Source organism: Candidatus Hydrogenedentota bacterium (assembly GCA_012523015.1).
Lineage (GTDB): Bacteria > Hydrogenedentota > Hydrogenedentia > Hydrogenedentales > CAITNO01 > JAAYBJ01.
The window spans coordinates 1-15,312 of record JAAYJI010000150.1; the positions used below are offsets into that span (position 1 = coordinate 1).

Here is a 15,312-nt window from a genome sequence, read left to right on the forward strand (position 1 = left end):
CTCCACAAGGGCGTGCACTTCAGGATCTCGTATGGCTTCATAAATATAACGATATCCCCGATGATAGCCGACATAGGCGGTTGCCGCATGGGTCAGATTATGAACAAAAAGTTTGCGCTCCACATAGGCTTCAAAATGAGTCGTCGGTTGAAGATGAACGAGTTCCGGAATCACACCGCGGAATCCATGGGCATCTACCGGCAATTCACAGTAAGGTTCCACATAAACCGAGAGCGGATCTTCCGCACGTTGCTCTTCGGTCATGACGGGTACCATCCGCCCAATGCTCGCTTCCACAAAGCCCACATATTTTTCGAGCAAAACTTGATCAGTCTTAGACAAATGCGAGGCAACAAGAGAACGAAGATAGCGTTCACCGCCCTTGATGTTTTCACAGATAATAATGTTCATGGGCGGCGCGTCGTAGCGGCGGAAACGCTTCTCAACGGCAGTGGCAATGATCGGAGCAATGTGGGGCAATGCGCGCAGCCCCACAGCTGTGGAGGCAATATCCGAGGCAGCAAGGGCGACGGCAGCAGCCTCCATATCATTCCCATCCACAGCGTGCATCCTTTCCATGAACAGTTTGCGTGTGCCCGCATCGGACACCTCATAGAGCGGATAGGCATTGCGCTCGTTCAACGCATCTACAACAGAACGCTCTACATCGATGAAAATAGTTTCGTAGCCGCTTTCGCAATAAATCTGACCGAGAAAACCGCGGCCTATACTGCCTGCGCCAAAATGTACCGCCCGTTTGTTCACTGTGTATTCCTCATACCGTCGAACATAGCTCATCGCATCTGACGCCGCGCGTGCGAAGCTCCTATTCGTACGCCATGCGCCGACAACGATCTCCCTGAAACCGAAAACGTAGTATAACAGTAGGAAAAGAACCATTGCCAAATTCTATTCTTCGCCGCCGTTGAATTTTGCTGAAAAAAACTTGAAACCCGAAAGCTGTATATGCTAAAGTATGCAAGGTTAAGGTGGCTTGCGTACCCGTAGCTCAATTGGATAGAGCGTCTGGCTACGGACCAGAAGGCTAGGGGTTCAATTCCTCTCGGGTACGCCATTTTTTTCATTCCATACAGCGCCTTCTCCTGTTCAAGGTTGAATTTGTCCTGCCTCGTGCAGTATCATCAACAACTCTAAACTACATAGGTTGGGGCGGGAGTATCCTCCGGGGAATCCGTTGTGTCCCCGGCGCGCTGTGGATATATCTTTCATTAAGAACAAGGATTGAATCAGACTTATGGCAAAATATTGCGGTCCTAAACACAGGTTGAGCCGACGCGTTGGCAAATGTATTTGGGGACGACCCGGCAGCCCGGCAGAAAAACGTCCTTATCCTCCGGGACAACATGGAAAAACGCTGCGTCGCAAATTGTCCGTGTACGGCATCCAGCTCTTAGAAAAACAAAAAGTACGCATGTACTACGGCGGTATTATGGAACGTCAGATGCGCCGTATTTTCGCACAGGCAAAGCGGCTCGACGGAAACACGGGTACCAATCTGATGATCCTCTTGGAATCGCGATTGGATACCGTGGTCTGGCGTTTGGGCTATGCCCCCACCATTTTCTCCGCCAGACAGATGGTCAATCATTGCCATATCCTCGTTGACGGTGAAAAAGTCAATATTCCCTCCTTTTTAGTGAAGCCGGGAATGACCATTTCCATCCGTGAACGCAGCCGAAAAATTCCGATGATTCAAAATGGTGTGGAAAATCCTCCCCATGAATTACCGGAATATCTCGAGCGTGAAGCGAAATCCTACGAGGGGAAAATGATCAGCACACCCAATATCAATAATTTCCCTGTCGAATTTGACACGACGAGTATCATCGGTTTCTATTCTCGTTAATTCGCTTATTTATTCCAGCTTTATTTTTTCGGCGGACCGCTCAACCCGGATCGCCATTTTATTTGTAAGAAATATTTTTCCGATACTATCCAAATAGGGCGCCTGCGACAAAGACACTTGAGTGCCCCCGGCACCGGGAATTAACTATAAGGATCCGTGGAATCATGAGTATCAAAGTTGTTGTTGGCGCGAACTGGGGTGATGAAGGTAAGGGGCGTATGGTGGATTATCTTGCCCGTGATGCTGCCTGTGTCGTGCGATATCAAGGCGGCAACAATGCCGGACACACGGTCATCAACGAGCATGGCGAATTCAAACTCCATCTCCTCCCCTCCGGTGTATTTTATCCCGACGTGGTCAACATCCTCGGACCGGGCATGGTCATTGACCTCGAACGGTTAATCGATGAAATCGACGAATTGAACGCCCAAGGGATCCAGCCTAATTTCCGTATTTCCGACCGCGCAACCATCTGCTTCCCCTTTCATCGCCTTGAAGACGGACTCGAAGAAGATCGGCTCGGCGACAACGCCTATGGTTCCACCCGTCGCGGTATTGCGCCCGCTTATGGCGACCGCACCGTAAAAAAAGCCATACAAGTAGGAGAACTTTTGTATCCCGATCGCTTTGAAGCGAGAATCAAGGAAATTGGCACTTGGAAACTGGAGCGATTGGAATCCTTTTATGGTAAAAAAGATCTCTTCTCCATTGACGAGATGATCGAATGGGGACGGAGCTGCGCCCTGAGACTGCGCGACCATATCACCGATACATCCCTGCTCCTTGAAGAAGCCGCCCAACAAGATCAAGCGATCCTCTTTGCAGCGCAGCTCGGAACCTTGCGCGACCTAAACTTCGGTATCTATCCCTTCACCACTTCTTCGTGTACCCTCGCGGCCTACGCTCCCGTAGGCGGCGGACTCTTCGGCTATCCCCCCACCCAAGTCGTCGCCGTAGTCAAAGCCTTCTCAACTTGCGTCGGCGAAGGGCCTTTTGTCACCGCCATGGAAACGGAAGAAGCCGATGCCCTGCGAGAATCGGCCAAGGAATTTGGCGCTTCCACGGGCAGACCCAGAAGTATCGGTCATTTTGATGCGGTCGCTACCCGTTATGGTGTCTGGGCACAAGGCGCCACCGATGTGGCATTGACCAAACTGGATTGTTTGAGCGGCAGAAAATCACTTAAGATTGCGACCCATTACACTTGGAACGGCGCCCTTTATGACCGCTTCCCCCTCAATGCTGTCTTGGAAGAAGCAAAGCCGATCTATAAAGAAATGCCCGGCTGGGAAGAAAACATCACCGGCATACGCAGTTTTGACGCACTTCCAGAAGCAGCCAAAGCCTACGTGTTGGAAATTGAACAACTGATCAATTGTCCCATCACTTTCGTTTCTGTCGGCCCGGAACGTGAAGCCCTGATCCTGCGCTAAAGACAAGGATTTCTCATCCGCTCCATTTACGCGATCTTCAAAAGACTTGGGAAACGCCCGTGGGCCGTGACGCTCTTTGCGCTCATAGACACTTGTTCATTATAATGAAGGAGGCAGGTTAGACAATGGCTTCCCTTTGTTATCCAGGAACATGATCTATGTCTCAAGCACCCGAAATCCAAGAAACAGAAATCCCGGGCGTATTGGAAATCTATACGCCTGCCTTTTCTGATGAGCGCGGTTTTTTTTCTGAAACTTACAATCAGACTGCTTGGGAACAATCCGGTTTTTCCCAATCCTTTCTGCAGGATAATCTGAGCATGTCCTGTAAAGGAGCGCTTCGCGGGATGCACTACCAATTAAATCCTTACGGCATGGGCAAACTGATTCGGGTACTCACAGGCGCTGTTTACGATGTTGCCGTGGATCTGCGCAAAGGCTCGCCGACTTTTGGCCAATGGATGGCGCGCACCCTAGATGACGCTACCCCCATGTGGCTTTGGATACCCGCCGGTTTCGCTCACGGTTTTCTTGCGCTGCAGGATCAGACCCGTGTCTACTACAAATGTACACAACGCTACAACCGAGAATCAGAACGTGCTATCCGTTATAATGATCCCGACCTCGATATCCTCTGGCCTGCCGCTGCTGCCGTGATTTCAAAAAAAGACAGCCAAGCGCCTCTTTTCAAAGATGCAGAATACAACTTTTCCTTTTCTCGATGAAACAGAATACTCCTACGCACGAGGAATCTGAGCGTGCGCCATTGCGGCGGTCGTTAATTCAATATCCTGTATTAAAAAAAACAATAAGGACAGAACAACATAAAAACCTAGCGTGACGCGCTAAGCGTTTTCTCTCGAATCATAAGCTGTTGCACTCTTGACGCAACAACAACGGATAAAGGAAGTTTTAAAGTGAAACTTTTGGTAGCAGGCGGTGCAGGATATATCGGGTCGGTACTTGTACCCATGTTAAAACAATACGGTTATGACGTACACGTCGTTGATTTACTTTGGTTCGGTAATTATCTTCCCCAAGATATTTCTGTAGAAAAACAAGAACTCTTTCAGTTGGATGAAAAAGCGATGAAGGGCTATGACCAAGTCCTGTTCTTGGCGGGACTGAGCAACGATCCCATGGCCGAATTTAATCCCGCCCTTAATTTCATCCAAAATGGCGCCTTGCCCACCTATCTCGCCTATCAAGCGAAACAGGCAGGGGTCAAGCGTTTTATTTATGCCTCATCTTGTTCCGTCTATGGATATACCCTCAACACGCTCTACGATGAAAGCGCGCCAACTACCTGCGCCTATCCCTACGGTATCTCCAAACTCGCAGGAGAACACGGCGTCTTCCACCAACAAAACGAGGACTTCTCCGTCATCATACTTCGTCAGGGCACCGTGAACGGATACAGTCCGCGCATGCGCTTTGACCTCATTATCAACACCATGTTTAAGAGCGCTCTGACGACAGGAAAGATTACCGTCAACAACCCCTCTATTTGGCGGCCCCTCATTGATATACGGGACACGGCATCTGCCTTTGATCGTGCGGTACAAGCAGACCCATCCATTAGCGGTATCTTTAATGTGGCCTATGACAACTTCACCGTGGGGCAGGTGGCAGATCTCGTCAAAAATGCCGTGGAACAACGTACCGGCAAGTCGATTGGTATTGACTTGCGCAACATCACCGATTATCGCAATTACAAAGTGACTGTTGAAAAAGCGCAAACCTTCCTGGGCTTCCACCCAATCCATGATGTAGCAAGCACGATCAACGAACTCTTTGATCATCTCAGCACCTACGGCGACTTCACCAATCCCGCCTTTTATAACATCGAAACGTTTAAGACACTCCCCGCATCCGCCTTACTGTCAGCAGATGGAGAGCAACGGTGAACAATAATCTCGAACGCTTCCTAGACAGACGGGCCGGCGCTGTCTTATGCTTCTTTGCCACCATAGCTGATAAGCTGCGACTCATACTGCCGGGCAGCCGACGCAACGCTCCCGTAAAACGATTGATTTTTGTGAAACCCGTCGAACAGGGTGCCTTGGTCTTGGCCTATGACGCGTTCAAACAGGCCGCAGATAAATTGGGCCGTGAAAATGTCTTTGCCTTTGTCTTTTCCGAAAACAGAGAGATTCTGGATATTCTCGATGTTATCCCTCACGAAAACATTATTACCGCCCGCGGAAATAATGTGTTCAACCTTACCATAGATCTGTTGCGTGCCCTCTTCAAAATGCGAAGAGCCCATATTGATACAGCCATCGATTTAGAAATTTACGCGCGCTTATCTATCCTGATTTGTTGGCTCTGCGGCGCAAAGAAACGGGTAGGGCTTCACCGCTTCAACAGTGAAGGACCCTATAGAGGCTCGTTGGTTACCCATCGCGTTCAATACAATCCTTATCTGCATATATCTCAGGCCTTTGATGTTTTTGTACGATCCGCCTTCACGGAAACACTTTCTCTGCCGCTGCTCAAAGAAGTGCCTCAAACACCTCTTTGCCCGCTGCCTCCTTTTATACCGAAGCCCGAAGAATTGCAAGAACTAAAACAAATCTTGAAAGACTTTTACCCGTCCTACGCAAAGGAAAATGCGAAGACTGCGCCCTTAGTTTTATTCAATCCCAAAAGCCTAGACGAATTACCCGCCCGAAAATGGGCCGATGAAAATTTTGTGGCACTGGGACAAAAACTTTTGAAATCTCATCCCAATGCCCGGATCATCATCACCGGATTGTCTAATGAGCAACAAGCCTGTGAAGCCATGGCGCAGGACATTGATGCGAAACAATGCTTATGTCTTGCAGGACGCCTTTCCTTACGGGGATTAATGACACTCATGACCTTGGCCGATGCACTCGTCACCTCAGACAGCGGCCCCGCTCATTTTGCAGCCTTAACGCCCATAGGCGGTGTGGTACTTTTCGGTCCAGAGACTCCTTTACTCTATAGTCCCCTATCCGATCGCATGCGCGTCATTCATCTCGGGTTCGCATGCAGCCCTTGCTTTTCACCCATGAACTATCGGCTCTCCCCCTGTAAAGATAACCAATGTTTAAAACAAATAAGCGTGGAGCAGGTACACCGGGAATTATGTCTTGTTCTTGATGAGGCGCCTACAGCGCAACGACAAAGCCTCACGGAAGAATAAAACCCTGCCCGCGACAGAAAATGGTCAGACGAACGTGCCCACCACGGGGCGCAGCCTCTAAAGTTTAACGGGGGCTGCAACTTGACCCCAAAATGGAAACTTTCGAAAATAGACGCGATACCCTTATAAACACCACTCTAAATTTGATATACTTTGTGACGGAGGATATTCATTGATTACTGCAAGCATATTTGATACGAAGGAAGCCCTCTACCAAGCCGTATTGCGCCAAATGGGCATCGTCATCCAACAAAATACGTCAACTCCGACAGCGCTCATGGTGCCGGGCGGCAATACGCCGCGGCCCCTTTTTGAAGCACTGGCAGAAGCGCCTATCGCACCAACACCGCAATTCTATCTCGGCTACACCGACGAAAGACACGTACCTGATACGGATCCGCAAAACAATTACAGGCTTACCGTGGATATGATCCGCGCTTTGGAACTCTCTCCTTTCCATGTGTTACGCGTCCAAACCCACCTCTCTTTAGAGGAAGCGGCAGCACGCTATCATATGCGTTGGCAAGACTTCTTTGATCAGGGCGGAGAAATCCCACTCGGACTCCTCGGTCTGGGAGATGACGGACATACCTGCTCCCTTTTCACACGGGAACAAGTCGAAGCCTGCGACGGCGTCACCTTTGCAGCACCCGTACAGCGTGAACCCGGTCCCAATCGTATCACCGTAACACCTGCCCTCTTGGCAAGGATCAAACACATCATCTTTTTTGTAACGGGACAGGCCAAGGCGGCCATAGTTGATGCCATACTGAATAACCCGGAATCGGTGACAGCCGGCATGGCAGTCGCCCAAGCAGCCCGTGTTTCTTTATGGTATGCACCGCAGGATTGATCAGCGATATTTTTTGCTTTGATCTACCCTATTCAGGTATACTATACCCCGATGTGTGGGACGTATAAGTCCTGTACTTTTCCTTTCTTTTTTCGGGGCCGTAGCTCAGTTGGGAGAGCGCTTGACTGGCAGTCAAGAGGTCAGGAGTTCGATCCTCCTCGGCTCCACCAAAAACAAAACGCAGCAATTGAAGCCTTTCTGTTGTTGCGTTTTTTTTGTGGCTAGCCTAAGGCTCGGCTGCCCGCTGCAAAGAACCTGCGACCCGCCTAAAAATACAAGCTCAGCTGCGCGAACAAGCTGAAAGGGGCGGCACCGAACTCGCTGCGTAAAACGCCATTTCTAGGCGTAGGGCCCCACGGGAAAAAAGCGCTTAAGGTCACCGTTGCCGTGTCGCTGGCGGACCAAACCAAGGAAGGCACCGCAATACCGGATGCGTCCGTTAGACTTTCCAAGATACTCAGACTGCTCAATAGCGTCTCATTAATCGGGTACGCCAATTGAAGCGCTAAATCGTGTTGTCCAAGAATTTGGCTGTCACCCCGCAAGAAACGCTTTATAAAATCCTTGTTGAACAACTGTTGGGTCGCATCTGCAGCATGACGCAGCCCAAAGCCTGAATAATGGTATTCGCTGAAAAAAGTCAGGCCATTGCCCACGTTAAAGGTGTAGGATCCGCCTAAAACCAGTTTCGCCGTTAGGTTTCTGTTGCCGAAGAGACCGCCGCCCGGCTGTTCTTCCGGTGTGTGGAATAGCGCCAACTCACTATGAACCGATGCGCCGCCCAAAGCCGCGGAAAGGACACCGGCAAACATGGCATCTTCCCCCCGTTTGCCCGCAATAATTTCACCGTCCCAATCGCCCACATACCCGCGGAAACGACCCAGCAAAGCGGAATCGTCCCAACTCCTCCCCACCACCGTAATCAACTCTAAGGACGAGGTCGGCGTACTCTGGTATTCCAGACGCAGCGCATCCACGCCCCGGCGCCAATCACGATCCACCTCAAGGGGGGAAAAGGGCGCAAAGATATCAACGGCACTGAAAAGCAGTCCCCTTCCAAATCCAATGGCTTGCCGCCCTACGGTGATCAATCCCCAATCCGGTTTTATAGTCACCGAAGCGCGATCAATTTCATGACGATAGTTGAATATATCACCATCCCGAGCGATCTGCCAATCCAAAGGAACGACCCGCCAAGGTGACTGGGACAGGGAAGAAAGGATGTTGCCTGCGAAATTAACGCCGCCGCCATGGGAAGAACGTTGCGCGCCGTGTTCATTGGCGAATTCGGCGGAAATACGATCGCTCAGCTTCAGATTTACGCCAAAGCGAAGGCGTGTCATTCCGACCAGTTCCGTGGAGTTGGGATAAATCCAAGGATCCGAAGGGTTCGCGCTGGCGTTGCCCGTGAGCTTCAAGGTCGTACGCAAATCGGCGGAGCGCCCTTCATCATCAGACCATAATTCTAAGGCGGCGACTCCTTGTGCCCACACAAGTACGATCGCGGCGACAAGGAAAAACGGTAGTGACACCCTTTTCCTGAAAGTCGGACGCCCCTGATTAAAGCTGTCCATCACCATCCGTTTCTTTAACAATATCTTTGGCAATTTTTCCATCCACTAGGGTGATTACCCGGCGCGCATAGTCAATCACACGCGGGTCATGGGTTGAAAAAATAAAGGTGGTACCTAGACGCTCATTGAGTTCGCGCATCATATCCAAAAGAATCCCTGCATTTTCTCCGTCCAGATTTGCCGTAGGCTCGTCAGCCAACACCAATTTGGGCTGTGAGGCAACAGCGCGCGCCACTGCAACCCGCTGCTGCTGTCCGCCGGACATCTGCGTGGGCCGTCGATCGGCGTACTTCTCCAATCCCAATTGTGCCAGCACTTCCCGCGCCCGTTTTCTGCGGTTCTTATTGACCCCTTGCAATTCCAAAACGAATTCCACATTCTCTTGCGCTGTCAATACGGGGAAGAGATTATAGGCTTGAAAGACAAAACCGAGTGAATGAAGCCGCAAATCGGCCCGCTGACGCAAGCTCATAGAAGACACGTTTTGACCCAAAACTTCAAGGGATCCTTCCGTGACCGCATCCAAGGCGCCGATTAAATTGAGCAAAGTCGTCTTGCCGCTCCCCGACGGGCCCACAATAGCCAAGAAATCGCCTGCCTTCACTTCTAAATCAATACCGCATAGCGCAGTCGTTTCTATTTCACCGCTGCGATATATCTTCACAACATTCTTTACATGAACCAAAGTCTCATCACGAATGGTAACAGCCATAATTTATTGTGTCCTTAATGCGTCTGCCGGATCAATTTGCGCCGCCTTCCACGCCGGATATAAAGACGCCACCACCGGTGCAGTAATAGAAATAACCAAGGCATAAGTGATCAGCCAAGAGCCGAAAGACCCGTAAATGCGGGGATCCAACAATATGTTACTGGGTCCCAAGCCTTCAGGGTTGAAGAAGAGCAGATTGATGCCGTAGGTGGCAAGATACCACGAGACAACACCGCCTACGAAGAGCGCAACCAGAGCGCCGCCCACACCAATGAGCAAGGATTCCACAAATACAATCAATGTAATCTGGCCGCCCTTCATGCCTAAAGCCGAAAGAATCGCGAATTCTTGTCGCCGCTCCAAGACAGCGGTCAATTGCGCGCTCATAATGCCCAAGGCAACAACGACAATCACAATCGTCGTCAATAGACGCATAATCGCTTTGTCGCCCTGCATCCCGGAAGCAAGGGCAGGCAGCACTTCCTTCCACGTAATGACCAAGTTGTTCTCGGGCATCTTCTCAGCCAATTGATTAGATACTGTGTCCAGCGCATTATAATCCTTGAGAAGAATCACGATTTCACCGGCTCCGGGAATCTCGGTGATCGCTTCGAGCGCCTCAAGGGTCACATGGCAAATACTCAAATCCAGATCTTGACTGCCCGTCTCTAAAATGCCGACAATGCGAAGGATGGCGCTGTGGATATCTTCCAGACCCGGCACCGTGATAAACAAGTCGTCGTCTAACTCGACACTCAGCCGTTTCGCCAGCGATTTTCCGATCACGATCGAATCCAATTCTTCGGGATAGAGATAGCGCCCCTCCAATTGGCTTCGGCTTATAACTCGGTTCACTTCAGATTCTGTTTCCGGTTGCAGCGCCATGATCTGCACGCCGCTGGAACGATTGCCGAAGGCGAGCAAGCCATTGGCACGGGCACGAGCCGAACAAGCGCGTACCCCCGGATTTTGCCGCACCTTTTCCAGGCTCTCCTCCCAGTCGCTGAGCCGCAAAGAATTTTCCCTCAAATCCGGCCACTTCCGATGCACAATCATCAAATGTCCCGACCCGCTTTCCGCCACGGCACGCACCTGCATTTCAAACGCGCCATTCATCCATGACAAAGCAATCAACGACATGGCGCAGCCTACCCCCACACCAACCATAGAAATAAGGGTACGCCGCACGTGGCGCGTCAGACTCCGTGAAGCATATTTATAAAGTACCGTACCAAATCTCATGTGCGGTGCATAGCCTCCACCGGTTCAAGCCGCGCAGCAATCAACGCGGGCCACAGCGACGCTAAAATAGAAGTCAAGGTTACAGCAACAAGACCATAAACAACGTGCTGCAGTTTCAGACGTGGATAAATTACAAGGGAAAAGGAGATCTCTTTGTAGGTAATGGAGGTATCCGCGCCGCTGCCGCCCAAGAAACCATAATTAAAACCCGTATAGGATAAGATGGTGCTGATGGCTACACCGATAAAGGTACCCACCGCGATACCGATCAATCCTAAAATTACCGATTCAAAAATCACCATATTCACCAAACGCGCGGGCCGTGCGCCCATGGCTAGAAGCAGCCCAAATTCATGCTTTCGCTCAAAGGTCGACATCATGGCAGTATTGGCGATTCCCGCAGCGGCAGCGATGAATACAATGCTCAAAAACAGGATATCAAACCACTTCTTAACATTGATGACCATCACAATTTCCGGAATCGCCTCGCGCCACGTCTTAATAGAGGCGTCCTTTAAGGCAGGGATGTGGGTGATCGCCTCTTTCAGCGAATCAGCTTTCATAAAATCATAGCCGTAAACTGCCAACTCATGAACTTGATCCGGCATCATCAACAACTCGCCCGCCTCTTCAATGGGCATGACAACGCCGAGGGTTTTAATCAATTCCACATTGGAATCAACAATCGTTTTGACCGTAAACAATTCACTCACCGGGAAGCCGTCCACGTCGGTACTGATCACGGCAATTAATTGCTTCTCCTTCAAGTTCAAGCGGTTCGCGAGAACGGTGCCGATAATCACTTCCCCCTTTGCAGGCCATTCTTCGGGCGGTACGCCCTCCAGTAAGCCGCCCCGCTTTGTTTCCGCGTCAATATCCAAACCGGCGATCATACCGGCTTCCGCTTCCGCCGGGGATTCCGATTTCTCGCCCGATGCCACCAACGCAAAAGTCACAATGCGCGGCGAAACACGAACCGTTTCCTTTAGCCCTTCAATCGCTTTCCGCGTTTCGGCAAGATGATCAATATAAAGATCCGCCGCTCGTTAATCATGCCACAGCGGATCCTGGATCTGGATGTGACCAACCAAAGGACCGGTAACCGTTTCCAAAATATCTTGGAAAAAGCCTTCCATCAGGCTGTTCACAACGATTAAGGTCAACTGGCCGAGGGCAATTGCTCCGATAGCGAGCAGGGTGCGCTTCATATTACGCCCCAGATTACGCCAACCCATACGCAGAGTTATAAAAGACATTGGCGACCCTCGTGATTATTGAGATTGTTCCAAGCGAGACAAACTAAAGATATCAGCAGGAAGGGTCTCACCAAAAGAAATAGACAGATAGTGCATGGTCGTTTCGTTGCCCGGTTCGCCCTCAGGCACAAGGCGCATAACCGCAGGCAGCTGCCTGCCGCCAAGCACTTTCACATCGCTCCAGTACAGCGTGCGCGAGAGGCGATCTTTACGATCAAAATAACGTGCCTCGATGGGGAGCGTACCATCTTTGGAAACAATCAGATCAATACGATTCCACAGCCCAACCACACCGGGCTTCGCATCACAGCGCAGCAGCCAGCCTTCCGGCGATTCAGAAGGACCGACACACTCATATTCATAATCGTCTAAGATTGATGATTCACGAACAAGATCATCATTGGTGAAATCGCTGCCCATCCACGACGCCAACATCATAGATGGAGGAATACGAACCGTTCGTTTAATACGGGGCATGTAATTCCACAGGTTTTTATCCACTTTCAGCGTTGCCGTACCGGCGTCACGCGGCGGCGCCTGAACAATGATTAAGGATTTATCCTCGCCCTCGGTCCATGCCTTCATCCGCATCGTTTGCGTGCGACGAGGACGGACAACGGTCATTTCCATCTCGCCCACACTGCTATTGGAACGATAGAGATTTTCAAAATATTTGATGGCGCCCTCTAAATCCAAAACACCATCCTTTACAAAGTTTGGTGTTTCCAAAACAGGCTCGCTGTCTTCCGAAAACACAAACGAAGCACTAACAAGCCCAATTCCAAAAAGCACAACGAAAAAAACGCCGGCGTATTTCATGCGATTCTCCCTTTACTAACGATATACACACATCCCATATTTACTATTCTACGTATTTAATAGCGTTGAACCAAATAAATTTTACACCATGTGATTCCGCCATTACACCAAAAATCCCTTCTCATAAAAAATAAAATCAATCTTTTCGCGCAAGAAGGAGACCGGCATAATACGCCAGACCCTCAACACGAATCTCAACAATTTCGTCTTCCCTCTGCTCCATGGATACTTTTGCTTCCTCATTGGGGGCGAAGATCTGACAAGACAAGGCTCCATCTTCTAAGGGAGAAGGCAAACGCAACGCAAAGGAAAGAGAATCCGGCTTCTCTATAGTGCCGCTTTCCTCTTGCCAGTTCATGTTATTCAGATCTATAAAGAAGCGTGTTGCATCGGGATCCTTATATAGGTTCAGCCCAACCGTTGACGGAAGCTGATCTACAACCAACCGGTGCTGCAGCTCCCCTGCCGCCTCTTTAAGCACCTCCTTAAAGCGAGGCAATAACGACGCCCGCTCCTTTTGGGTATCCAACATATAATAACGACGCCCCAAAGGTTCTTCTAAATAGTGCGCTGTACTTTCTTTTGCCAAAGCCTGCAAAGAACTTTCATCCCCATAAACTTCAAAATTCTGATCTTCCCCTTGATACCTTCCGGAGGCACCGGTAAAGAGCAGCTGTCCGCCGCGAAGGAGCCACGGCTTCAGCGTGGATTCCAACCATGCCCTATCAATTACCGCCGCATCGGGAATGATTAATAAGCTCAAGTCATCAAGCGCTTCTGCATCGCAATTCCATTCCGGTAGGATGCCGTACTGTAAATGGAGTTCTCCCAAAGCCGTTGCCCAGCCCAGCAACTCGAAATGATGGGCTTGGTCGCCAAAATCAACGGTTCCGCCCGGCGTCATGTCTCGCAACGCAGAAGAAGATGAATAATATAAACCGATGTCTTCAATGGCGGTGCGGGCGCCGTAGTGGGGGGCGATACGTTCCACAAAAGCAAAAAAGGCGGCGTTGTCTTCATCTGTGCCAGCCACGCGAGGATTGCCGGGATGAAACATGGGCAAGCATTGGGTCGCCAACATTTCATAGTAAAACGTGTTCACCAAAGCTCTATTCAGGCGCTGTCCTTCGAATTTGTTTTCCAAATAGAGCCAGATATTCACAAAGGGGCTTTGCGCATGGAGCCGCGCGATCTTGTATAAGGGCGCAAAGCGGCCTTCCGGAAACAAGGTAATCCCACGGGGTCCGGTCATCAATCCCCAGCCGGGAGCCATTTCACTGCTCACCATATCCAAATCGCCCCGACACCAGCCCAGCATATATTGCAGGTCATTTCCCGCAACGAAATAGTCCTTCCTTCCGGACTGCGCCGCCGCTGTTTTTACCGCTTTATAATAATTACGAAGCGCCTCAGTACCGCTTTTCCGTTTGAAGATTACATAGGCACGCCAAAGAGGATTCTCCAACCACCGTGCATCACGCCATAACGGATCCGATAAGTCGTCTTTGTTCCCTCCTAAGGAAGTCATGTAATCACAAAAGAGTTGCCGCACGTCAAAATGATCGACGTCGTCCACGCCCATGGCCGCTAATTCCGCCCCGTCAAAATGTTCTTTCACATAAGAACGAAATCGGGCAACCGACCACTCTCCAAAAGCATTTTGAACCGGTACCAGCCCGAAACTGTCCCAAGCACTGTAATTGTCGCTCCAAATTCCGTCAGAACCATGATCCGCAGACATGCGTGTTGATGCATATGCGTAATCGGCGAAATAGGGGCACGCAGAATCTTTCGCAAACAAAAGGAGGCTGCTGTGTTGCTCGCCCACAGGCAAGAGTTTCGCGACGTATGCCTCCGCAGGAAGGCTTCCGTCTTCAGGTTCCACCTCATCGGGATCAAAGAAAAAATATTCGATAGCGAAATTACCCAAAATATCTTTCGCCATAGAGGCATCGTAAACGCGGCTGTTGCGCGGATCCTCGGCAGCGCCCGAATAACCGGTGGCAGGCGTCCCGTCTGGGTAAGTCATAGCGGGGCCGCCATAGCGTGGATGTCGGCGCGTATAAGGCCGTGCAAAGGCTTCATCATCAAACCAGTTATGCATGCCCACCCACACCGTTTCGCCGCCTCCGTAACGCTTCCAATTCCAATGGGTACATTGAAGCTTTTGATAGGCTTCATCCCCTTCCGTCTGATCGCCTAATTCTCCAATATAGCAATAATTCGTGCCGAAGGTTTCTGTATATGAAATGGATTTGAGTCCCGCCGCTTGAAAACGCTGAAGGCGTTCAGTCCGTGTGGAGAGCATTTGTCCGTAGAGACCCCACCCGGGATCCGTATGAGCGGCGCCCAAAGCGATATTGCCATGATGGGCCTGTACGGTC

At 50.4% G+C, this 15,312-nt stretch carries 14 protein-coding genes and 2 tRNA genes; 8 read left to right on the forward strand and 8 right to left on the reverse strand.

Annotated elements, in window-relative coordinates; all coding sequences use genetic code 11:
• On the reverse strand, window positions 1-798 hold a 798-nt coding region (locus tag GX117_06520), incomplete at its 3' end, for a mannitol-1-phosphate 5-dehydrogenase (protein ID NLO32997.1).
• A 200-nt stretch (window positions 799-998) separates the two neighbouring features.
• Between GX117_06520 and GX117_06525 the strand changes: the two genes are divergently transcribed.
• The 8 genes from GX117_06525 to GX117_06560 all read left to right on the forward strand — a co-directional run bounded on the left by GX117_06525 (window position 999) and on the right by GX117_06560 (window position 7,495).
• Window positions 999-1,075, forward strand: a tRNA-Arg gene (locus GX117_06525).
• Window positions 1,076-1,255: 180 nt separating this feature from the next.
• Window positions 1,256-1,867, forward strand: a complete 612-nt coding sequence (gene rpsD / locus GX117_06530; GenBank protein ID NLO32998.1) for a 30S ribosomal protein S4 — start codon at window positions 1,256-1,258, stop codon at window positions 1,865-1,867.
• A gap of 164 nt (window positions 1,868-2,031) precedes the next feature.
• Complete coding sequence (locus GX117_06535; GenBank protein ID NLO32999.1) at window positions 2,032-3,300, forward strand: adenylosuccinate synthase; 1,269 nt, start codon at window positions 2,032-2,034, stop codon at window positions 3,298-3,300.
• A 158-nt stretch (window positions 3,301-3,458) separates the two neighbouring features.
• Window positions 3,459-4,025, forward strand: coding sequence for a dTDP-4-dehydrorhamnose 3,5-epimerase (gene rfbC / locus GX117_06540; GenBank protein ID NLO33000.1), 567 nt, complete (start codon window positions 3,459-3,461; stop codon window positions 4,023-4,025).
• Window positions 4,026-4,217: 192 nt separating this feature from the next.
• Window positions 4,218-5,207, forward strand: coding sequence for an SDR family oxidoreductase (locus GX117_06545; GenBank protein NLO33001.1), 990 nt, complete (start codon window positions 4,218-4,220; stop codon window positions 5,205-5,207).
• Window positions 5,204-6,472, forward strand: a complete 1,269-nt coding sequence (locus tag GX117_06550) for a glycosyltransferase family 9 protein (protein ID NLO33002.1) — start codon at window positions 5,204-5,206, stop codon at window positions 6,470-6,472. Before GX117_06545 ends, GX117_06550 begins: the two co-directional genes overlap by 4 nt.
• A 172-nt stretch (window positions 6,473-6,644) precedes the next feature.
• On the forward strand, window positions 6,645-7,325 hold the full coding sequence (locus tag GX117_06555) for a hypothetical protein (GenBank protein NLO33003.1): 681 nt from the start codon (window positions 6,645-6,647) through the stop codon (window positions 7,323-7,325).
• Between the two features lie 94 nt (window positions 7,326-7,419).
• Window positions 7,420-7,495: transfer RNA gene (locus GX117_06560), tRNA-Ala, on the forward strand.
• Between the two features lie 96 nt (window positions 7,496-7,591).
• Here GX117_06560 and GX117_06565 read toward each other — a convergent pair.
• The 7 genes from GX117_06565 to GX117_06595 form a co-directional block, all read right to left on the reverse strand.
• Window positions 7,592-8,857 (reverse strand): hypothetical protein, encoded by a 1,266-nt coding sequence (locus GX117_06565; protein NLO33004.1) that lies wholly within the window; start codon window positions 8,855-8,857, stop codon window positions 7,592-7,594.
• A 28-nt stretch (window positions 8,858-8,885) separates the two neighbouring features.
• On the reverse strand, window positions 8,886-9,611 hold the full coding sequence (locus tag GX117_06570; protein ID NLO33005.1) for an ABC transporter ATP-binding protein: 726 nt from the start codon (window positions 9,609-9,611) through the stop codon (window positions 8,886-8,888).
• A 3-nt stretch (window positions 9,612-9,614) separates the two neighbouring features.
• A complete protein-coding gene (locus tag GX117_06575; protein ID NLO33006.1) occupies window positions 9,615-10,853 on the reverse strand; it encodes an ABC transporter permease in 1,239 nt (412 codons plus the stop codon).
• Entirely contained in the window at window positions 10,850-11,809 is a 960-nt protein-coding gene (locus GX117_06580) for an ABC transporter permease (protein NLO33007.1), read from the reverse strand. Before GX117_06580 ends, GX117_06575 begins: the two co-directional genes overlap by 4 nt.
• Before the next feature lie 90 nt (window positions 11,810-11,899).
• Window positions 11,900-12,109: a hypothetical protein gene (locus GX117_06585; protein NLO33008.1), complete on the reverse strand. Its 210-nt coding sequence runs from the start codon at window positions 12,107-12,109 to the stop codon at window positions 11,900-11,902.
• 15 nt (window positions 12,110-12,124) lie between these two features.
• Entirely contained in the window at window positions 12,125-12,928 is an 804-nt protein-coding gene (locus GX117_06590; protein ID NLO33009.1) for an outer membrane lipoprotein-sorting protein, read from the reverse strand.
• A 136-nt stretch (window positions 12,929-13,064) separates the two neighbouring features.
• A partial coding sequence (locus GX117_06595; protein NLO33010.1) for a hypothetical protein occupies window positions 13,065-15,312 on the reverse strand: 2,248 nt, incomplete at its 5' end.

Excerpts from the sequence above, each read along its gene's own strand:
- GX117_06585 (NLO33008.1), bottom strand. The coding sequence starts at position 12,109 with ATGTCTTTTATAACTCTGCGTATGGGTTGGCGTAATCTGGGGCGTAAT.
- GX117_06575 (NLO33006.1), bottom strand. The coding sequence starts at position 10,853 with ATGAGATTTGGTACGGTACTTTATAAATATGCTTCACGGAGTCTGACG.
- GX117_06590 (NLO33009.1), bottom strand. The coding sequence starts at position 12,928 with ATGAAATACGCCGGCGTTTTTTTCGTTGTGCTTTTTGGAATTGGGCTT.
- GX117_06570 (NLO33005.1), bottom strand. The coding sequence starts at position 9,611 with ATGGCTGTTACCATTCGTGATGAGACTTTGGTTCATGTAAAGAATGTT.
- rpsD (NLO32998.1), top strand. The coding sequence starts at position 1,256 with ATGGCAAAATATTGCGGTCCTAAACACAGGTTGAGCCGACGCGTTGGC.
- GX117_06535 (NLO32999.1), top strand. The coding sequence starts at position 2,032 with ATGAGTATCAAAGTTGTTGTTGGCGCGAACTGGGGTGATGAAGGTAAG.
- rfbC (NLO33000.1), top strand. The coding sequence starts at position 3,459 with ATGTCTCAAGCACCCGAAATCCAAGAAACAGAAATCCCGGGCGTATTG.